Origin of the sequence: Acinetobacter calcoaceticus (assembly GCF_016508255.1) — a bacterium.
Taxonomy (GTDB): domain Bacteria; phylum Pseudomonadota; class Gammaproteobacteria; order Pseudomonadales; family Moraxellaceae; genus Acinetobacter; species Acinetobacter calcoaceticus_E.
In genome coordinates, this window is sequence record NZ_JADVKT010000008.1 from 120931 (window position 1) to 140147 (window position 19217).

19 protein-coding genes, 5 tRNA genes and 1 other RNA gene are annotated in these 19217 nt (G+C 38.7%); 11 read left to right on the forward strand and 14 right to left on the reverse strand.

From position 1 onward, the window contains the following. The first annotated feature begins 92 nt into the window (after window positions 1-92). On the forward strand, window positions 93-1874 hold the full coding sequence (locus I5515_RS14930) for a DUF2157 domain-containing protein (protein ID WP_199968224.1): 1782 nt from the start codon (window positions 93-95) through the stop codon (window positions 1872-1874). Continuing rightward, on the forward strand, window positions 1874-2434 hold the full coding sequence (locus I5515_RS14935; protein ID WP_199968225.1) for a GDYXXLXY domain-containing protein: 561 nt from the start codon (window positions 1874-1876) through the stop codon (window positions 2432-2434). Before I5515_RS14930 ends, I5515_RS14935 begins: the two co-directional genes overlap by 1 nt. A 48-nt stretch (window positions 2435-2482) precedes the next feature. Here I5515_RS14935 and panD read toward each other — a convergent pair whose 3' ends face one another. From panD to I5515_RS14990, 11 genes are all read right to left on the reverse strand, one after another. Then, window positions 2483-2863: an aspartate 1-decarboxylase gene (panD, locus tag I5515_RS14940; RefSeq protein ID WP_151792292.1), complete on the reverse strand. Its 381-nt coding sequence runs from the start codon at window positions 2861-2863 to the stop codon at window positions 2483-2485. A 133-nt stretch (window positions 2864-2996) separates the two neighbouring features. Continuing rightward, the gene (gene pth, locus I5515_RS14945) at window positions 2997-3578 is read right to left on the reverse strand and encodes an aminoacyl-tRNA hydrolase (protein WP_199968226.1); all 582 of its coding nucleotides are present in this window, start codon (window positions 3576-3578) and stop codon (window positions 2997-2999) included. A gap of 19 nt (window positions 3579-3597) precedes the next feature. Next, window positions 3598-3894: a 50S ribosomal protein L25 gene (gene rplY, locus I5515_RS14950; protein WP_004641581.1), complete on the reverse strand. Its 297-nt coding sequence runs from the start codon at window positions 3892-3894 to the stop codon at window positions 3598-3600. A 95-nt stretch (window positions 3895-3989) separates the two neighbouring features. Beyond that, entirely contained in the window at window positions 3990-4940 is a 951-nt protein-coding gene (locus I5515_RS14955; RefSeq protein ID WP_151767209.1) for a ribose-phosphate pyrophosphokinase, read from the reverse strand. A gap of 36 nt (window positions 4941-4976) precedes the next feature. Further along, a tRNA-Gln gene (locus tag I5515_RS14960) sits at window positions 4977-5051 on the reverse strand. Between the two features lie 91 nt (window positions 5052-5142). Further along, window positions 5143-5217: transfer RNA gene (locus I5515_RS14965), tRNA-Gln, on the reverse strand. 20 nt (window positions 5218-5237) lie between these two features. Continuing rightward, window positions 5238-5312: transfer RNA gene (locus I5515_RS14970), tRNA-Gln, on the reverse strand. A 26-nt stretch (window positions 5313-5338) separates the two neighbouring features. Next, a tRNA-Gln gene (locus I5515_RS14975) sits at window positions 5339-5413 on the reverse strand. Further along, window positions 5412-6245 carry a 4-(cytidine 5'-diphospho)-2-C-methyl-D-erythritol kinase gene (gene ispE / locus I5515_RS14980; protein WP_199968227.1) on the reverse strand — a complete coding sequence of 278 codons (834 nt, stop codon included), beginning with the start codon at window positions 6243-6245 and terminating at the stop codon, window positions 5412-5414. The genes I5515_RS14975 and ispE overlap by 2 nt, the downstream gene beginning before the upstream one ends. Window positions 6246-6263: 18 nt before the next feature. Next, entirely contained in the window at window positions 6264-6842 is a 579-nt protein-coding gene (gene lolB, locus I5515_RS14985) for a lipoprotein insertase outer membrane protein LolB (protein WP_199968230.1), read from the reverse strand. A 4-nt stretch (window positions 6843-6846) separates the two neighbouring features. Then, window positions 6847-8556: a tetratricopeptide repeat protein gene (locus tag I5515_RS14990; RefSeq protein ID WP_199968263.1), complete on the reverse strand. Its 1710-nt coding sequence runs from the start codon at window positions 8554-8556 to the stop codon at window positions 6847-6849. A gap of 88 nt (window positions 8557-8644) precedes the next feature. Here I5515_RS14990 and hemA point away from each other — a divergent pair, with 88 nt between their 5' ends. After that, complete coding sequence (gene hemA, locus I5515_RS14995; RefSeq protein WP_199968232.1) at window positions 8645-9928, forward strand: glutamyl-tRNA reductase; 1284 nt, start codon at window positions 8645-8647, stop codon at window positions 9926-9928. Here hemA and I5515_RS15000 read toward each other — a convergent pair. After that, complete coding sequence (locus I5515_RS15000; RefSeq protein ID WP_199968234.1) at window positions 9925-11799, reverse strand: DNA primase; 1875 nt, start codon at window positions 11797-11799, stop codon at window positions 9925-9927. The two genes, hemA and I5515_RS15000, sit on opposite strands and share 4 nt — an antisense overlap. Window positions 11800-11955: 156 nt before the next feature. Continuing rightward, on the reverse strand, window positions 11956-13119 hold the full coding sequence (locus tag I5515_RS15005; protein ID WP_199968236.1) for an outer membrane protein assembly factor BamD: 1164 nt from the start codon (window positions 13117-13119) through the stop codon (window positions 11956-11958). 71 nt (window positions 13120-13190) lie between these two features. On the opposite strand from I5515_RS15005, the gene rluD reads away from it, so the two are divergent. The 4 genes from rluD (at window position 13191) to I5515_RS15025 (ending at window position 17164) form a co-directional block, all read left to right on the forward strand. Further along, window positions 13191-14243, forward strand: coding sequence for a 23S rRNA pseudouridine(1911/1915/1917) synthase RluD (rluD, locus tag I5515_RS15010; protein ID WP_199968238.1), 1053 nt, complete (start codon window positions 13191-13193; stop codon window positions 14241-14243). A gap of 10 nt (window positions 14244-14253) precedes the next feature. Then, window positions 14254-14991 (forward strand): peptidoglycan editing factor PgeF, encoded by a 738-nt coding sequence (pgeF, locus tag I5515_RS15015; RefSeq protein WP_199968240.1) that lies wholly within the window; start codon window positions 14254-14256, stop codon window positions 14989-14991. Between the two features lie 194 nt (window positions 14992-15185). Then, a complete protein-coding gene (locus I5515_RS15020) occupies window positions 15186-15737 on the forward strand; it encodes a flavodoxin family protein (protein WP_199968242.1) in 552 nt (183 codons plus the stop codon). Between the two features lie 155 nt (window positions 15738-15892). Then, window positions 15893-17164, forward strand: coding sequence for a hypothetical protein (locus I5515_RS15025; protein WP_199968244.1), 1272 nt, complete (start codon window positions 15893-15895; stop codon window positions 17162-17164). A gap of 51 nt (window positions 17165-17215) precedes the next feature. Here the strand turns inward: I5515_RS15025 and smpB are convergent, their stop codons facing one another. Beyond that, the gene (smpB, locus tag I5515_RS15030; protein WP_004641603.1) at window positions 17216-17692 is read right to left on the reverse strand and encodes an SsrA-binding protein SmpB; all 477 of its coding nucleotides are present in this window, start codon (window positions 17690-17692) and stop codon (window positions 17216-17218) included. Between the two features lie 134 nt (window positions 17693-17826). Between smpB and coaD the strand changes: the two genes are divergently transcribed. The 4 genes from coaD to I5515_RS15050 all read left to right on the forward strand — a co-directional run bounded on the left by coaD (window position 17827) and on the right by I5515_RS15050 (window position 19106). Then, window positions 17827-18318, forward strand: coding sequence for a pantetheine-phosphate adenylyltransferase (gene coaD / locus I5515_RS15035; protein ID WP_000047853.1), 492 nt, complete (start codon window positions 17827-17829; stop codon window positions 18316-18318). A 1-nt stretch (window position 18319) separates the two neighbouring features. After that, complete coding sequence (locus I5515_RS15040) at window positions 18320-18583, forward strand: YfhL family 4Fe-4S dicluster ferredoxin (protein WP_004794186.1); 264 nt, start codon at window positions 18320-18322, stop codon at window positions 18581-18583. A 27-nt stretch (window positions 18584-18610) separates the two neighbouring features. Beyond that, window positions 18611-18966: RNase P RNA component class A (gene rnpB / locus I5515_RS15045), an RNA gene on the forward strand. A gap of 63 nt (window positions 18967-19029) precedes the next feature. Next, a tRNA-Met gene (locus I5515_RS15050) sits at window positions 19030-19106 on the forward strand. Window positions 19107-19217: the final 111 nt, after the last annotated feature.

The window sequence follows — 19217 nt, forward strand, 5'->3', positions numbered from 1 at the left end:
TGGAAATAAGCTTTTTAACAAGAGCTTACTTGTTGATATGGAAATGGAATGCTATGTTTTTTATAGAAAATTATAAATAAAATGGGTTTTTCATGCAGCTACGAGATAATTATCCCCTTAGGAATACTTTATTTATTCAGCATCTCCATATTTTCGGTTATGTATTTATGGCGGTAAGTATTCTTTATTTAATTGCTGCTAACTGGTTAATGCTTCCAGACAACATTCAGCTTGCTATTGCTCCACTTATATTACTTGTGACAGCATGGATCAGTGTAAAAGATACCTTAAGTGAAGGAGTTAGGCAGACTTTACATGGTGTTTGTGGCTTGATGATAGGCTTAAGTTTGGCTGTAATTGGACAGATTTATCAAACTGGGGCAGACAGTTACCTGCTTTTTTTGATTTGGACATTACTTTTATTGCCTTGGCTATATCGGCCGAATATTGGAATTTTTGCTTTAATTTGTATAACTAGCCAACTCTCGCTTTTTTTATTTTTTAAGCAAACTTTTTGGTTGGAAAAATTTCCTTATTTATATCTATTTGCCTTAAATTTATTAAGTCTCATCGAGTTTTGGGTGTGTATAAAGAAGTACCCTGCTTTACGTTTTGTGTTTATCGCTTGGGTTGCCACCATTTCAATCATTGGGATGATTCAATTTTTATCTAATGGCAATATTCCTTATCTGATCTCAGCATTTTTTTTGGGAATAATCGCTTTTTACTATTTCTTGAAAAAAGACGATCAGTTATGTGCCAGTTTGATGGCTGCTATCCTTGGTGTGACTGCAACAATATGGCTTGTGGATGGCATTACTAAATTATTTAAAGACTCTAATGAATTTATCTTCTTGTTGATTGCAGGCATTATTTTTATCTGGTTTGCATTGATTAGTTATTTTTTAATAAAAATCTTTCGTCAAAGCCGCTTTTATGTGATTCCTTTAGCAATTGGCGCTTGGCTTGCTGGTCTAGCACTCGCGACTTTTACATTAGTATTTTGGGAAACCATTTCATTAATTATAGAAGTTATTTTTGTTGTTATAGCTTCTGTTTTATTGAAAAAATCACAACACTACTTCATTCGGCAATTTGCCTACTGTTTATTTATAAGTGGTCAGACTGCTTTTTTGTTTCATCTAGGGTCTGAAACAAATCAAATACTATGGGTGTTAATTGCTCAAATTATTATTTTATGTATCAGTTATCTGTTTAAACCTCATTGGTTTTTCATTTTAATTCAAATGCTAGCCACTTATGGCATAGCATTTATCTATTTGCTGCAATTGGACCATTCCTTGTGGTCAGTAGAGTCTATTCAGACCTATTTAAATTTAACGCTACTTAACTATTTTGTTTTTAGTTTGATGCTTTTGCCTAAGAAAAAATCAATAGCTCTATATGAGCGTAGTATTTTTTTATGTGTGCTGGTAGTAATTGTAGTAGCTTCTTTTTTCGATACTTTTATGGGGTTAGTTCCAGAAAGTTCCATAGACTGGAAGTTATGGGTATTCTATCTATTACCTAGTCTTTGGTTATTATGTTTTAGTTCTTTTTATTTATATACGCAGCTTAAAAGAGCAGCATTTTTTGCCTTTTTAATTTTTGGTATATTGCTTATTGCACTCGGCTATTTTGAAATTTTCATTTTATTTATGATCTTAACTTGGGCTTTAAAAGAAAAAGATTATATTGTTTATGGAGTTACTTTAGCTGTATTTGTCTTTGTGTTTTGGCAACTTTATTATAATTTACAAGTAACTTTTCTGGCTAAGAGCGCATCAATTTTTATTTCAGGTATTGTAGTGTTGGTTTTGTATTGGTTGCTTCACCATGAAAATCAACGTAACTTGATTGAAGGAGAAAAATAATGAAGAAGTATTTTTCCCTTATTCTTGCAATGGTCACCATATTGTTATTAGTCGGATTGGTAAGCAAAAGTGAATGGCATTTGCACCATAGTAAAAGTATTTTTATTCAGCTTAAGCCTGTTGATCCGCGTTCAATTTTGCAAGGTGACTACATGGCATTGGCTTATGAATTAAATTTACAATCTCTTAAAGCTCTTGCAGGAAGTGAGAGTGAGGCTTTAGATCAGATGATTTTTAATCATTCTTCCGTTACCGCAAAAGTTATTTTAGATTCACAAAATCGCGTAGTTCGTACAGTTTTAGATACCAATAATTCATTTGCTGGGCAAAATTTAATTTTAAAAAATCCTGAAAATCGTTTTCAGGCTTTATATCCTGCCTCTCGCAGTTTTTTATTTGCGGAGGGCTTGGCTCAATGTTATGAAAAAGCCAAATATGCTGAGTTTAAAGTAAATCCAAAAGGAGAGGCGATTCTGTTTGATTTGCGAGGAAAAGAGCTTCAGCCTTTAAATTGTAAACAACAAAAGAACTGGTGGGGCGGAACTATTAAGGATCTATAAAATTATAAAAGCCCGTCGATGCGGGCTTTTTTTTATTCTTAGAATAAATTAGGCAACTTGGACAGGAATACAATTCGCTGTGTGGTTAACTGTATTGTTTGGATTTGCATAGACCAAACGTGGTTTATGAGCATTTGCTTCAACTTCTGTGAAATCACCAAACGTAGCAATAATCACTAAATCGCCAACATCAGCTTGATGTGCAGCACCGCCATTTACTGAAATAATTCCAGAGTTATCTTCACCACGAATCGCATAGGTCGTGAAGCGTTTGCCATTGGTTACATTCCAAACATGAATTTCTTCATATTCACGAATACCAGCTAAGTCCATCAATACGCCATCAATTGCACAAGAACCTTCATAGTGAAGTTCAGCATGGGTTACAACTGCACGGTGAATTTTGCATTTTAATAAACGAGATAGCATGGCTAGCGTCTCCTGAGTAGACCTAAGATTAAGATCTTATGGTGAAATCTATAGCTCTTTTGCTGTTGGCAAAGTGGCTGATGCGCATTTTGCTCCTAAAAAAGCAAGATAGCAAGCTTGATTGTTCAACAATTTAAGTCGGTTTATATGCATTAATTTGATTCATGGCCTGTGGAACTTGACCTTGAACAAGTAGTTTCACTTTAGAAAGGGCATGGTCAATTGCTGCATCCATCAGACCTTGTTCACTACTTGGTGCTTTTCCAAGTACATGACCTGAAACTCTTTCTTTCGAGCCAGGGTGTCCGATGCCAATACGTAAACGATGAAAGTTTGGACCAATATGAGGGACAATATCACGTAAACCATTATGACCACCATGTCCTCCGCCTGTTTTTAGACGAATTACACCAGGGTCCATATCAAGTTCATCATGAGCAATCAAAATTGCTTCGGGAGCAATTTGATAGAATTTTGCGAATGGAACTACACTTTGTCCAGAACGGTTCATAAATGTAGTGGGTAGAAGTAGACGGACATCGTATCCTTCTATATTACCACGTCCACTGATTCCGTGAAATTTCGGATCATTTTTTAATGTAATGCCATATTTATTAGCAAGCTGTTCAATGAACCAAAAGCCTGCATTATGGCGGGTTTGGGCATATTCTGAACCAGGATTACCCAAACCAACAATTAGCGAAATATTTGACACTAATCTACGCCTTCAACACTTATGCGCGTTTAAAGTCAGCGTGCATAGGAGTGTTTTTCGCTGGGTGACGTTGTAACGCTTGGATTTTAACGTTTTCAACTTTGTCGCCCACTTGGATTTCTATAACTTCTTCAAAGAAGGCATTGTTTTCTAAAGCTTTTACAAGCTGACGAAGTTCTAAAGTAATAGCTACAGGCTCAGCATTGCCACCATAAATGATAGCTGGAATTAATGCTTCGTGACGAAGGCGGCGGCTCGCACCTTTCCCTTGTTTGTCTTCAGCACGCGCTTGAGCGTTTAATACGAAGTTTGACATGAGTAAATCCTCATTAAAGTTAAATAGACTAAACTTGCGACCAGTTTAGTGATAGAAAACCCCAGCCAAGGCCAGGGTTCATAAAAGCTGCGCTATTATAAACTATCGAACATCGCGCTGATAGATTCTTCGTTATTAATGCGACGAATCGTTTCAGCAACCATGCTAGCAACAGAAACCTGACGGATTTTACCCAAGGTTAATGCTTCTTCAGAAAGAGGAATGGTGTCAGTGACAACCAATTCATCAATAACTGAATTACGTAAGTTTTCAATAGCTTTGCCAGAAAGTACAGGGTGAGTTGCGTATGCAACTACACGGCGTGCACCAAATTGCTTAAGCGCATCAGCTGCTTTGCACAATGTACCGGCAGTATCAACCATGTCATCTACGATAACGCAATCACGATTTTTTACGTCACCAATTAAGTGCATAACTTGCGACTCATTGGCTTTTTGACGACGTTTATCAATAATTGCTAAATCGATGTCACCCATTTGTTTGGCAACGGCACGAGCACGCACTACGCCACCAACGTCAGGAGAAACCACCATAAGGTTATCATGCTGTTGTTGACGTAAGTCAGCAAGCAAAGCAGGAGTACCATAGATGTTGTCGACTGGAATATCGAAGAAACCCTGAATTTGGTCAGCATGTAAATCAATCATTACGACACGATCAATACCAACAGTGGTAAGCATGTCTGCAACAACTTTAGCTGTAATCGGTACACGTGCAGAACGTGGACGACGGTCTTGGCGAGCATAACCAAAATAAGGGATAACGGCGGTAATACGACCAGCACTTGCGCGACGCAAAGCATCTGCCATAACCAAGATTTCCATAAGGTTATCATTGGTAGGGGCACAAGTAGGCTGAACGATAAATACGTCTTTGCCACGAACATTTTCAGTAATTTCTACTGAAATTTCTCCATCAGAAAAGTGACCGACTGATGCAGCACCTAGAGGGATGTGTAAGTGACTTACGACTTTTTGAGCGAACTGTGGATGAGCATTTCCACTAAAAACGACAAGATTGGGCATGAAGCACCCTTGGCGGTTGGTATGTAATTAAATAGATGGCAGGGGCGGCTGGATTCGAACCAACGGATGCCGAGATCAAAACCCGGTGCCTTACCACTTGGCGACGCCCCTAATGCGGCAGAACTTTAATAGTTTTGCAATGCAATGTCAAGATTAATCAACAAAAAGCATAGCAATTAAGTCTGACTTTAAAATAAGAGAATGGCAGGGGCGGCTGGATTCGAACCAACGGATGCCGAGATCAAAACCCGGTGCCTTACCACTTGGCGACGCCCCTAAATTCGATGATATATATGATGGCAGGGGCGGCTGGATTCGAACCAACGGATGCCGAGATCAAAACCCGGTGCCTTACCACTTGGCGACGCCCCTAATATAATCATCATTACAGGTGAGGTTGGCAGGGGCGGCTGGATTCGAACCAACGGATGCCGAGATCAAAACCCGGTGCCTTACCACTTGGCGACGCCCCTAACGTGTAACCTTAAAATGATTAAGAGGAGATTCTTTTAAACTATTTACCAAGTAAGATTTACATGGTGAATGGTTAAGAATTTCATCAATATTCATTTCATTTGTTACTTCAATAAAAACACAAGCACCTGTACCTGTAAGCTTTGCTTGACCAAACTGATCTAAATATCGCATCGCTTCTTCTACTTCAGGGTATAACTGTCGAGCTAATGGCTCAAAGTTATTTCCAAAATTAGAAGGTTCTAACTGATAGGCGCAAAATTTAGTGGTCTTAGAGTCTCTTGTCAATGTTTTTTGTGAAAAAAGCAATTGAGTGCTGATAAAACAGTCAGGTTTTAAAATAATGAACTGTTTTTGATCTAAGTCTATGAATGATAAATGTTCACCAATACCTTCAGCCCATGCATTTTTACCATAAATAAAAATAGGAACATCGGCACCAAGCTTCACGCCATAGCTCGCAAGTTGTTCTTGATTCAGGCCACATTCCCATAATTGATTTAACACAATCAAGGTTGTGGCGGCATTGGATGAACCTCCGCCCAGACCTGCGCCCATTGGAATATTTTTTTCAATTTTGATGTGAAGACCGCAGAATTTTTTTGCATGGGGTTTTAGTATTTGAGCAGCCCGATAAATCAGGTTTTCTTCAGGTCGGACTTCACTCAATCCATCAATTTCGATTTGTTTATCCAAAGTCGGCGTAAATATCATCCAATCATATAAATCAATAAGTTGGAAAATGGTTTGTAGCTCATGATAACCATTTTCGCGTCGGCCTGTAATATGTAAAAACAGGTTGAGCTTGGCTGGGGAAGGAACTCGAATCATAGATTTATATAATTAGACTTAGCGGTTTTGGATGACCATTGTAATACGGTTTTCTTTATCTTCAGCAAGAGCTTGCTTTAAAACCAGTTTGTTTGGCAAAGTTTGTTCACCGTCATAACTGAAATTAACAGTCCAGCCATCTTCAATGAGCTGATTTACACGATTTTCATTATCTTTACTGATTTGAGCATTTAGAGTTGCAGGTTTGGCCACAATCCAACTGGTTAAATGAGTAATTGGTGCTTGCCAACCAGTTGCACGCTCTAAAAGTTCTTCAGGAGAAGCTGCTGTAATTAATCCTGTTTTGGCACTATTTAACTTTACTTCACCAGGTTTACCCTGAATTTGGGTTTTTCCTACCCCTAAAATACCGCTTAATTCAATATCAAAATTATCTTGTTGTTGAACCCAAGTGAAAAAAGCACTCCCAGTTTGCTGTGGTGTGCGAACCCCGATTTTACCTTGTAAATTAAAGTGTTTTTCATCCTGAATTTGCTGAGTAACCGCTGGTTTAGGTTGAGTAAAATGCTGACAACCGGTTAGAAATAATACACTTGACCCACAGATCGCTGTGCACAGTTGGGCAAATTTGCTCATATATTTAACTCTTTTTTGCAGATGTAGGTAAAATTAACGCATCAAGCTGGTGTAATTGTGGATCATTGGCATGTTTTTGTTTCAGTTGTTGTAACACAGCGCTAAATTGAGTTAATGATCCTTGCATATACAATGCTTTAGCATAACGGACGCCAATATTTATATTATGGCTAAGTTCATAAGCCTTACCTAAAGCCTCTGCCGCAGCTTCATAATCATTTTGTAAAAATGAGATATAGCCAAGCGTATCCAAAATTGAGGCTTGTTCGGGCGCATATTCTAAAGCTTGCTCTGCATATTGACGTGCTTCTTTTAACCTGCGGTTTTGCAGGGCTAGAGTGTAAGCATATGCATTTAGGTAAGTTGGACTGTTAGGCTCAAGTTGTAATAATTGCTTTAATGTTTTGTCGAGTTTATCTCGATCAGTATATGGATCAAGTAATAAAACTTCTGCGTAAATGAGTTCCGGATCGTCTGGTAAATTCTTTATCGCTTCATCTAATAAATTTAATGCGGCTTTTTTATTGCCCATTTTCTTTAAGATTTCCGCTTGAGCTTGATATAAGAAACTTGCATGTTGGGGATAATTTACGCGTTCTTGAGTGAGGAATCGTAAAGCATCATGTAAATTTTCTTGTTTATCATATATTGCAATTAGATTGCGTCTGGAAACGATATATAAACTGCCATCAACTAAACGATAGTAAGCTTTTGCGGTTTCATAATGTTGTTTGCGTTCCGCATTAATTGCTAAGTAATAATAGGCTTCATTTTGATATTTTGCAGAGTTTCGTAGGTCAACAAGATATTGTTCTGCCTTGTCATACTGCTTTAAATCGATGCTGGTTAAGCCTGCAATAAACAATGCTTCTTCAGCTTTAGGATTAGCCTCTATCACGTTTTCAAGCTTTTCTAATGCGAGTTGAGGTTGATTAATTTGTATGAGATAGCGGATTTCAGCTAAACGAATGTCTAAATTTTTCTTATATTTACGGCTGGACTTTGCATACCATTTAAGCGCACCTTCTTGATCGCTAAGGGCAATGAGTAGGTTTGCTTTCATTAAAATAAAGCTTGTCACTTTAGGACGTCGGCGTAGTGCCTTGTTAATGTTGGTTAGAGCAGATTCTAATTGGCCATTTTGGGCTTCTAAGTTGGCGATGAGGGCTAAAATAGAAGGGTTATCTTTTTCTGCACTAGAACGTAAAGCTGTTAATAATACATCTCGATCTTGAGCATTTTCTGGAGCAATACTGGCTAAAATTTGTTCCAAGTCGGCAGTGGGATCTATTTTTAAAATTTTATCTAATGTTTCAGCGGCAAGCTGGTATTCATGTGTTTTTAAAGCAATATGTGACAAATAGAATAAAGCAGGAACATCTTTGGGTTCTTGGGCTACCCAATGTGTAGCAATATTTAAAGCGGCTTGAAAATCATTATATTCAAGAGCAACGTCTAAAGCTCTTTGTTTAATTGAAGTAGAGTTACTTTTAATTGCGAGGACTGTGTAATTGTGCAAAGCGTTAGGAATGTCATCATAAGCCAGAGCAAATTCAGCGACCATAGTTTGCTCTAATGCCTGATCAAATGAATGCACGGCATAGGTCTCTTGCACAGGACGTGCATAGAGATGTGAGGACATGCTACCTAACAATAAGAATGTGGTAGAATACTGTCTTATCGAAGCACCGTTAAAATTAATACGGCTATTCATTTGACGCAATTTTTATTGATCCAAAGTAATGCTTTTTATGACACCGATGTTGCACAATAGCATAAATTTAGCGAAATGATGATCTGATATGTCTTTCTTTGCATTGGGTGTCAACCATCAAACAGCTTCTGTCGAACTCCGCGAACAAATTGCTTTCAATGCAGAGCGATTAAGTCGCTTGCTTGCCGAACAAAGTCATCACCAAAGCTTAAAGGATTTGGTGGTCGTTTCGACGTGTAACCGTACAGAAGTTTATGCCATGGCGGAAAATGCCGAAAGCCTTCTAAAATGGTTAGCCGATACCAATAATATTGATGTAAAGCACTTAATTCATCATGTTTATCGTTACGAGAACACGCAGGCAATTACACATTTAATGCGAGTAGCAAGTGGTCTAGACTCTCTGATGCTAGGTGAGCCACAAATTTTAGGCCAAGTTAAAAGTGCTTTAGCATTGTCTAAAGAAGCCCAAACAGTCTCTCCTGAATTAAACAGTGTCTTTGAATACGCTTTTTATGCTGCTAAACGTGTACGTTCCGAAACCGCAGTGGGTAGCCATGCTGTTTCGATGGGGTATGCAGTTGCACAATTAGCTTTACAGGTTTTTAGTAAGCCTGAAAAACTTACTGTGATGGTCGTTGCTGCGGGTGAAATGAATAGCTTAGTTGCTAAACATTTAGCTGAAATGGGCGTCGCCAAAATTATTATTTGTAATCGTAGCCGTGAGCGTGCTGACCAATTGGCTCAAGAAATTTCACATCAGGTTGAAGTTGAAATTATTGATTTTGCCGCATTGGCTGAAAACTTGTATCGTGCTGATGTTGTGTCGAGCTGTACTGGCAGTTTATATCAAGTTATTGCTTATCCAGATGTTAAGGCCGCATTAAAGAAACGTCGCTATCAACAAATGTTAATGGTTGATTTGGCTGTGCCCCGTGATATAGACCCTAAAGTTGAAGCGCTTGATGGTGTCTATTTATATGGTGTTGACGATTTACAAAGTGTGATTGATGAGAACCTCGCTCAACGACGCCAGGCGGCTGTTGAAGCAGAAGTCATGGTTAATCAATTAGCTACCCAGCTTATTACTCATCAAAAAGTTAAAGAAGCAGGCAGCACAATTCACGCTTACCGACAACATAGTGAAGAAGTGAGTCAACAAGAGCTTAAGCATGCATTAGAGGCGTTGCATCACGGTGAGAATGCTGAGCAAGTATTACAGCAATTCGCGCATCGTTTGACGCAAAAGCTTATGCATCCAACATCTATCTTACTACGCGAAGCTGCCAAGGCAGAAAATCCTGATTATTTTGAATGGTTACAACAACATTTACAGGATGTGTTTGATCATGAGCGTAAACCAAAACATTAAGACAATAGTCTTAAGCTAATTTGTTTTGTTAATTCATTAAGTTGCTGCCTTAGATTTCTTGATTCAATCAGAGAAATCGGTGACTTAAGCTTCTGACGTAAATATCTTTCTTTTAAGCCTAAAGCATATTCTTTGGCTAGCTTGTCTGCTACTTCAGGTGCCTGTGTTAATGCCTGTATATTTGTTCTTTGCATGATGTCGGCAATTTCATGACAATAACTACTGCAAGCACCCAGCACATAATAAGTTGCTAGTTCCTGATCATCCGGTAAGTCATCAAAAATACGATTTAAAATTGCCAGTACTTTTGCCAACAATTCATCTTGCTGGATATAGGCACGTAACCCTTCAAAATGAATATAAAGAAAAGGGTGATTCATTAAAATTGCAATCGCAAAGTCTTCATCTTTCGTATGGATATTAAATGAAAGCGAGGCATCATGGCTGATTTGTGGTGTAAAACGTTTACCCAGTCCGAGTTTTTCACGGAAAGATTGACTAAGTAGATAACGGAAAGAACCCTGTTTGGGTAATAGTTCAGTTAATTCTCTGAGTTCTCCCATGACCAAGCTTTTGCCTTCGGGGGTGCTAATGTCGTGTTGACCTGTTAAATGCGCAAAGACAAAGTCAGATAAAAGAGGGGAGTGTTGTAATAGTTTTTGGAAATTTTCAAGCCCTTCACGACGGATAAGAGAGTCAGGGTCGTGGTCATTCGGTAGAACAAAAAATTTGAGTTCGCGTCCATCATTGAGAAGTGGTAAAGCAATTTCTAAAGTTCTACGGGCTGCTTTTTGTCCTGCAGCATCACCGTCAAAAGCGATAGTAATTCGGCTATTTTGTTTAAATAAAATATTAAGATGTTCGGTATTGCTTGCAGTCCCTAAAGTTGCGACGGCACCTGTAATGCCATATTGCTGGAGTGCAATGACATCCATATAGCCTTCAACCATTAACCAATCGTTAGATTTAAGTTTTCTACCTTCATAAAGCCCATAAAGCAGCTGATTCTTGTGGAAGACCTCTGAGTCAGGCGAGTTAATGTATTTGGGCTTGATTTCATCATTTAAGGCACGACCGCCAAAACCAACGACGCGACCTTTAGGGTCTCGAATCGGGAAAATGACACGGTCACGTAATAAGTCAAAATCACGACCATTATCGCTTGAACGGATAAGGCCGAGTTGTTTTAAACCATCAATGTCATAAGGAAAAGCTTTTTCTAAGTGTTGCCAGTCTTCTGGAGCATAGCCCAAGCGCCAAAACTGAATAGTCTGATTGGTTAAGCCACGTTGTTTAAAGTAATTTTTTGCTTTTTGACTATGAGGTAACTGATGTTCATAGAACTGAGCAATATTTTCCAGTAAGTCATATAAATTACCTTCTTGAACTGGTTCATCAAAACTAAAAGGCTGTTCAAACTGCGCAAATGGGTCATCAAAAAATACAGGTTCAAGTGTGTTGTAGCTTTCATCAGTTGGCTGTTGTGGAGTCGGAGTTACAGTCTCCGCCACATTTGCTTTAGCAACTGGTGGTTTCGTAACCTGACGGGTATAAGATAGTTTTTTGTTTTCGGTATTATCTTTGGGTAATTCGACTCCAGAGCTACTCGATAACTCTTTCATTACATCTATAAAATTTCGGTTATCAATGTCCATGAGAAAACGGATTGCGTTACCGTTGGCCTGACAACCAAAACAGTGATAATACTGCTTGTCTCGATAGACATGGAACGATGGGGATTTTTCTTGATGAAAAGGGCAACAGCCGGAATATGTACGTCCCGTCTTTTTCAGTTTCACACGCTGACCAATCAGATCGACAATATCTGTGCGATCTAAAATCTGATCAATCGTATGTTGTGGAATTGCCATAATTCAGATAACCGTATTAAAACTGATGAGAGAGTGAGTCAGAATATTCTGACATGATGAAGCAAGATCTACACAATAAATATTTTAATATTTTATAAAAACAAACAGGCAAGTGGTATCACTTGCCTGTTTGTTGGTGCTTTTTAAGGTTGAAACTTATTGAGCAGCGTCGTTAGTGCCTTGTTTTGCATCATCTGATTGAGAATTAGTCGATACATCGGTAGAAGTAACAGCAGGAGCAACAGTTGTATTTTCTGCTGGTTGTGGCTCAGGTTTGCCTAATAAACCGAAGCTTAAACGATTTGTCCAACTACGTTCTGGTTTTGAGCTTTCAACGGGTGTTTTTTCTGGTTTTTCAGTTTCTTCTTTGTTCGAATTACCAATTAAACCAAAGCTCACGCGATTGAGGAAGCCACGTTTTGGAGCTTCTGCTTCAGTTGTGCTTTCTGGAGTTGCAGCCGTAGATTCACGCCCAAAAATACCCAAAGTTGCACGATTAATCCAGTTGCCTTCTTTACGGGCAGCGCGCATGTTAACCGTACCGTCTTTTTTCACTAGGTTCGGATAATTAAGCTTTAAAACTTCAATATATTGTTGAGAAGTTGCTTTATCACCTAATTGGCCATAGCTATATGCCAAAGTCGCTAATGCTTCTGGAACTTGAGGAGTCTGTGGATAATGTTCAATTACCCATTGAGAACGCTCTGCAGCAGCGATCCAAGCTTTACGTTTAACGTTAAAGCGTGCTGCAGTCATTTCATTTTCAGCAAGCTCTTGTCCAATAAACTTCATGCGCTGAGCGGCATCAACAGAATATTGGCTACTTGGGAAACGACGAATTAAATCAACAAAATTCTGATAAGCAACTTTTAAATAACTCACATCACGATGAGATTGTTGCAAAGACGTATAGCGCATCAAACTGTCGTAGTTTTGCTCCATATTCGCCACAGCACGAACATAATAAGCATAATCCACATTTGGATGTTGAGGATTTAAACGAATAAAACGTTCTGCTAAGGCAATCGCGCCTTCATAATCTTTTTGTTTAAATTTCGAATATAGAAGTTCAAGTTGTGCTTGTTGTGCGTATTGTCCAGTCGGATAATAAGTATCGATTGCTTCTAAAGACTTGGTCGCATCAAGATATTGACCACGGTCAAGCGACTTTTGGGCCTTTTCGAAGTAAGCTTGTTCACTAGATTGAGGGCCACTATCGACCACTTCTTTTTTACTTGGATTGCTGCTACAGCCCACAAATGCAGACGCTAAACCTAAAGATAAGGCAAGCATCGTAATTTTATAACGTGGTAGCGACATAAAAACTCCTCTGTTATGTTGGGCAATGAGCTACAATTGCGCTATTAAACCACTTTTATCTCAATGATCAAATGACTTCAGCACAATCTTCAAACACAAACTTATCTGAAACCGACTTCAATTTACTTGAAGATTCTGAGGATGCAGATAACCATACTTCTGATACAACTGCAACACGTTTATCGTTGCAAGTTCAGCTAGATGAAAGCTATCTGGGACAACGTATCGATCAGGTCGCGGCCTTGGTGTGGAATGAGTTTTCACGTGAAAAGCTTAAACAATGGTTGAAGGATGGCCATCTGTTGGTGAATGGTAACATCGTCAAGCCTAAGTACCGTTGTGAAGGTACAGAGCTGCTTACACTCGAGGTTGAACTCGAAGCTCAGACCACCAGTCAACCTGAAAACATTCCACTTAATGTTGTTTATGAAGATGACGATATTTTAATCATCAATAAACCAGTCGGCATGGTGGTACATCCTGGGGCAGGTAATAGTTCTGGAACTTTGGTAAATGCCTTACTTTATCATTTCCCAAAATTAGCAGAACTCTCTCGTGCTGGTTTGGTACATCGTATTGATAAAGACACCAGCGGTTTATTGGTTGTCGCAAAAACACTAGAAGCTCAATTTTCTTTAAGTAAACAGCTGGCAAGTAAATCGGTTTACCGTTTATATGATTTGGTTGTTTATGGAAATGTTATTGCTGGTGGCACAATTGATGAACCAATCAAACGCCATCCGGTTGACCGTGTGAAAATGGCAATTTTACCGGGTGGGCGAGATGCAGTGACCCATTACAATGTAAAAGAGCGCTTTAAAGATTTTACTCGTGTGCAAGCTCGTCTTGAAACAGGACGAACGCATCAGATTCGTGTGCATTTTAGTTATATCGGCTATGGTTTGATCGGTGATCAGATTTATATGAACCGTGTACGTGTACCTGCTGGGGCATCTGAATTACTCATTGAAACTTTGCGTGGTTTTAGGCGCCAAGCGTTACATGCAGCTAAATTAGGTTTAAAGCATCCTCGCACAGGTGAGGAAATGATATTTGAAGCGCCGTGGCCTGAAGATTTTACGCATTTAGTAAATGTATTGCGTACCGAAAACGCAGCCTACTAAGGAACTTAATATGGAATTTGTTCAAGGATTACCTCAAGGCGTATATGTGGGGCAGACACATGTTCAACATCCATTGACATTACCGACAAAGCATCCTGAATTATCAGGTTTCAATCTAGCTTTACATGTTAATGATGATGCGGCACGCGTACAGCAGCATCGAATGATATTGTTAGATGAGTTTGCTCAGTTTGGGGTTAAAAAGATGACATGGATGACTCAAACACATAGTACGATTTGCCATACAGTAAATGAACAAATTCCTTTTAAGGCTTTAATCGGTGATGGTTTGGTCACTCAGACCAAAGGTCATGCTCTCATGATGATGACAGCAGATTGTTTACCTGTTGTGTTAGGCAATGCAGAAGGTACAGAAGTTGCAAACTTGCATGCAGGTTGGCGTGGTTTAGCAGGCGGCATTATTGAAAATACAGTTGCCGCTATGCAAAATCCTCCAACTTGGGCATGGATGGGGGCTGCCATTAGCCAACCTTGTTTTGAAATTGGGGCTGAAGTAAAGGCTGCTTTTTGTAGTAAGTATCCTGAATTGGAAACAGCTTTTGCTGAGGGCGTGGCCCCAGACAAGTTTCATGCAGATTTATATGCAATTGCACGTTTTATTTTGCAGAGTCTAGGTGTGAAACAGGTTGTAGGTGGAGACCAATGTTCTTATCAACAAAGCGATGAGTATTTTTCTTATCGCCGTGATGCGAAGACTGGACGTATGGCTACTTTTATTTTTATGTAGGTTTGATAACTATTAGTAAAAGGCGCTCTTATTTTGTACTTAATTAAGCAAAATAATAGCGCCTTTATTTTGATTTTTTAAATAGCTCTTTTATGAGATATAAGAAAAAACTGAAATTTCATATTTATAGATGAAGGTTTAGCAAGTGTTAATAAAATGATAAAATAGAAAAAATCGCACAAAACTTTATTCTTATGTCTTTGCCTGAAAAACATCTCTCTATTGTTTACCACAGTCCATATGGTCACACTGCAAAAGTTGCTGCGGCTATTGCTGCTGGTGCAGAGGTGATGGGAGTCAAAGTACATTTAATGAATATTGAACATATTGATTGGGATGCACTTGATGCTTCGCAGGGCATTATTTTCGGATCACCAACTTATATGGGAAGTGTAAGTGCAGATTTTAAAAAGTTTATGGACAGTACTTCTAAACGTTGGAAAGAACGTTTGTGGCAAGGCAAGTTAGCAGCTGGCTTTGCAAATTCGGGTGGATTGAGTGGTGATAAATTAGCGGTATTACAACAATTAAATATCTTTGCCATGCAACATGGCATGTTGTGGTCAGGTTTGCCTTTAATGACCACAGGCCATAGTGAAAAAGATTTAAACCGATTATCGAGTTGTTTAGGCTTAATGACCCAGTCAGATAATGCCCCTGTTGAAGTTACTCCTCCACAAGGTGACTTGGATACAGCTAAATGGTTTGGTGAATATATTGCTGGATTACTTTATCGCATAAGTTAAAATAAGCATTTGTTTTTATATAAATAAATTTTATATTTTTATTTTAATTACAAAAAAGTTGTATTTTTTTTGTTCTTTTTTTTGATTATTTTTTACCAAATGGTTTATTTGGACAATGATGTCTAAATCCTAATAAATAAAAAAATGGAATAATCATGAAAATTTTTTTAACAGCTCTTTGTCTGAGTTGGGCTACTTTAAGCTATGCCAATTTAGAATCTATAAATCTTGTTCCACTCAGTGATTCAGAGCTTTCTAAAGTTGAAGCTCAGGCATTATTTTCATTTACCTATACAGACCCAAAACAAGCTGATGCTTCAATGAATCAGCAAAATATTGGCTTTTATAAATTGGGTTTAGAAGCAAATCTTGAATTAAATGCCAATGTTAATAAGGTGCAGTTAGGATGTGGAGGCGTAAACGGTTTAGGTGGATGTGATATTGATATTGATAACCTAAGCTTAAGTGGTTTAAGTGATACGAGTGATGGTCGAGCTTCATCTTCTGCAGTTTTTAGTAATCCCTTTATTGAATTTGCGATTAAAAATCCAAATAGTGCTGCCTTAAGAGAAATTAAAGGTTTTCGTCTAAGTGCTGAAAAGGTCATGGGATTATTGACGATGGGACTTGAAAATTCAGAAACACCGAATGGAATTAATAGTTTAAGTGGTTACTTGAAAATTAAAGATACCACTGGTTTAGCTTATACCGCTGCTCGTAATATGTCTTATCAAGATACAGGCAAGACCATTGATGGGACTGTTAATGCATGTATCGGAATTTGTATTCCTTTAGGATTTAACTCGTCTGATTATAATCTGCAATTACAACAGACCACTGCACCTATTGTTATTAACGGGCAAGTTATATCTGGATCAAGAATGAACAATGTTATGTTGAACGGAATGGCAAATATTGATCAACTTAACTTCTCCGGAGATCTAAAAGCTTCTATTAATGCCGCACTTGGCCTATTAAATTTACAAAAAAAAGTAACGGGTAGCATTACAGGATTAAGAGCGGCGCTCACAGTTGATCAAAACTTGGGATTTATTCATAAAATTGAATTAAATAATCCTTTCTCACTCTCTTTGCAAGGCCAACAAATATTTTGGCCCGGTGCAGATGCGGCAGCAGAACGGGGATGGTGGCTGGCATTTGATGATGAAATTGATATTGGCAATGTTACGCCTAGTAAACAAATTGAGATAACTAATGATGTTTTAAAGCAGGTGGTCGATCCGATTAGTGGTTATTTAACCGCAAATCCTGTGAGATGTAATCTTTTAAACTGTTTGTTTGGTGAAGACTTAGCAGTAGGGGAAGTTAAATTACCAAGTACAATTGTAAATTTCCCATTGAAAGATTTACAACTTAAAAATCAATCTTTTGCGCCAAACTGTTATGGCAATTTAAAATTTTGCTAAATTCAACGTGACATAAAAAAACCTTTAAAGTTAACTTTAAAGGTTTTTTTATTACTTATGAAATATGCGAGCTTTATCACGTTGCCAGTCACGGTCTTTTTCAGTTGCACGTTTGTCATGAAGCTGTTTACCCTTCACAAGCGCAATTTCTAGTTTGACTAAGTGACCTTTCCAGTAACACGCTAAAGGTACGCATGAGTAACCTTTCTGGTTAACTGCACCCATTAGGTGTTCAAGCTGACGTCGGGAAAGCAATAATTTACGTGTACGTGTTGCTTCAGGTACAACATGGGTCGAAGCCGATAATAACGGCTGAATTTGTGAGCCAAGTAAAAATGCTTCACCATTTTTGAAAATGACATAACTTTCGGTTAGAGTCATGCGCCCAGCACGTAAGGACTTTACTTCCCAACCTTGAAGTGACATGCCTGCTTCAAATTTTTCTTCGATAAAATAATCATGACGGGCACGTTTATTTTGTGCGATTGTTCCGCCATTATGTTTCTTTACTACTGTTGCTTTCGCCATAATTCAAACTTCCACAATTATGCCTATTGTGCCGTAAACTGATGCTAAGGTGAAGTTTTTCCTGCACGTGAATATTTCGCCTCATGTATAACTTTTGCTAAAATAGGTTCACAATACAATTAGAGTACTAGCGGATGTCTAAAACGCGTGTAATTTATCCTGGAACATTTGACCCCATCACGAATGGACACGTTGATTTAGTTACTAGAGCATCAAGAATGTTTGATGAGGTTGTAGTAGCAATTGCGATTGGACATCATAAAAATCCTTTGTTCAGCTTAGAAGAGAGAGTTGCACTGGCACAATCATCTTTAGGTCACTTATCAAATGTTGAGTTTGTAGGCTTTGATGGTTTACTGGTTAATTTTTTTAAAGAGCAAAAGGCAACAGCGGTACTACGTGGTTTAAGAGCAGTTTCTGACTTTGAATATGAATTTCAACTTGCCAATATGAACCGTCAACTTGACCCACATTTTGAAGCAGTGTTCTTAACACCATCTGAGCAATATTCTTTTATTTCTTCGACATTAATTCGGGAAATTGCTCGTTTAAAAGGGGATGTAACCAAGTTTGTTCCGCAAGCTGTGGTTGAGGCCTTTGAACGTAAACATCAACAAGGTTGGTAACGTGTCGTTATATATCACCGATGAATGTATAAACTGTGATGTTTGTGAACCAGTTTGCCCCAATGAAGCAATTTTTATGGGTGAAGTGATTTATGAAATTCATCCCGATTTATGCACTGAATGCGTTGGTCATCATGACCAACCGCAATGTCAGTTGTTTTGTCCTGTAGATTGTATTCCTAAAGATCCACAGCATGAGGAAACGGAAGAACAGCTATTCGACAAATATAAAAAATTAATTGCTCAAAAAAGCACGAGCAATTAGTAAATAAATTTGGTAATATGCGCCCCTGAGGTGAGCTGGATGGTCGCTGCTGTGGAGGTCTTCGTGACTGAAGCAGGGGAGGAAAGTCCGGGCTTCATAGGGCAGGGTGCCAGGTAACGCCTGGGCGGTGAAAGCCGACGGAAAGTGCAGCAGAGAGTAGACCGCCTCATTCGTGAGGTAAGGGTGAAAGGGTGCGGTAAGAGCGCACCGCGTGTCTGGTAACAGTTCACGGCATGGTAAACCCCACCAGAAGCAAGACCAAATAGGAATCCTGAGGTACGGCCCGTACTGGATTCGGGTAGGTCGCTTGAGCGTATGAGTGATTGTACGCCTAGAGGAATGACCATCCTCGACAGAACCCGGCTTATAGGCTCACTTCACCTAATTTATTTAAAATTTTTCTTGACGCGCGTTAAAGAAGCTAAGATAATGCGCGCACAGTTTAAGGCTATGTAGCTCAGTTGGTTAGAGCACCGCACTCATAATGCGGGGGTCACAAGTTCAAGTCTCGTCATAGCCACCATTTTACAGACCACGCTCCTGCGTGGTCTTTTTTTATGCTCATTTTTTGATTAAACACAGTCTGTAAAGACCGACTTTATAGTTATGGCATTGTTTGTGTAGACCAATTTCT

Coding starts and splice junctions, on each gene's coding strand:
- I5515_RS14930 (WP_199968224.1), top strand. CDS start 93: ATGCAGCTACGAGATAATTATCCCCTTAGGAATACTTTATTTATTCAG.
- I5515_RS14935 (WP_199968225.1), top strand. CDS start 1,874: ATGAAGAAGTATTTTTCCCTTATTCTTGCAATGGTCACCATATTGTTA.
- panD (WP_151792292.1), bottom strand. CDS start 2,863: ATGCTATCTCGTTTATTAAAATGCAAAATTCACCGTGCAGTTGTAACC.
- rplY (WP_004641581.1), bottom strand. CDS start 3,894: ATGTCAAACTTCGTATTAAACGCTCAAGCGCGTGCTGAAGACAAACAA.
- I5515_RS14955 (WP_151767209.1), bottom strand. CDS start 4,940: ATGCCCAATCTTGTCGTTTTTAGTGGAAATGCTCATCCACAGTTCGCT.
- ispE (WP_199968227.1), bottom strand. CDS start 6,245: ATGATTCGAGTTCCTTCCCCAGCCAAGCTCAACCTGTTTTTACATATT.
- lolB (WP_199968230.1), bottom strand. CDS start 6,842: ATGAGCAAATTTGCCCAACTGTGCACAGCGATCTGTGGGTCAAGTGTA.
- I5515_RS14990 (WP_199968263.1), bottom strand. CDS start 8,556: ATGAATAGCCGTATTAATTTTAACGGTGCTTCGATAAGACAGTATTCT.
- hemA (WP_199968232.1), top strand. CDS start 8,645: ATGTCTTTCTTTGCATTGGGTGTCAACCATCAAACAGCTTCTGTCGAA.
- I5515_RS15000 (WP_199968234.1), bottom strand. CDS start 11,799: ATGGCAATTCCACAACATACGATTGATCAGATTTTAGATCGCACAGAT.
- I5515_RS15005 (WP_199968236.1), bottom strand. CDS start 13,119: ATGTCGCTACCACGTTATAAAATTACGATGCTTGCCTTATCTTTAGGT.
- rluD (WP_199968238.1), top strand. CDS start 13,191: ATGACTTCAGCACAATCTTCAAACACAAACTTATCTGAAACCGACTTC.
- pgeF (WP_199968240.1), top strand. CDS start 14,254: ATGGAATTTGTTCAAGGATTACCTCAAGGCGTATATGTGGGGCAGACA.
- I5515_RS15020 (WP_199968242.1), top strand. CDS start 15,186: ATGTCTTTGCCTGAAAAACATCTCTCTATTGTTTACCACAGTCCATAT.
- I5515_RS15025 (WP_199968244.1), top strand. CDS start 15,893: ATGAAAATTTTTTTAACAGCTCTTTGTCTGAGTTGGGCTACTTTAAGC.
- smpB (WP_004641603.1), bottom strand. CDS start 17,692: ATGGCGAAAGCAACAGTAGTAAAGAAACATAATGGCGGAACAATCGCA.
- coaD (WP_000047853.1), top strand. CDS start 17,827: ATGTCTAAAACGCGTGTAATTTATCCTGGAACATTTGACCCCATCACG.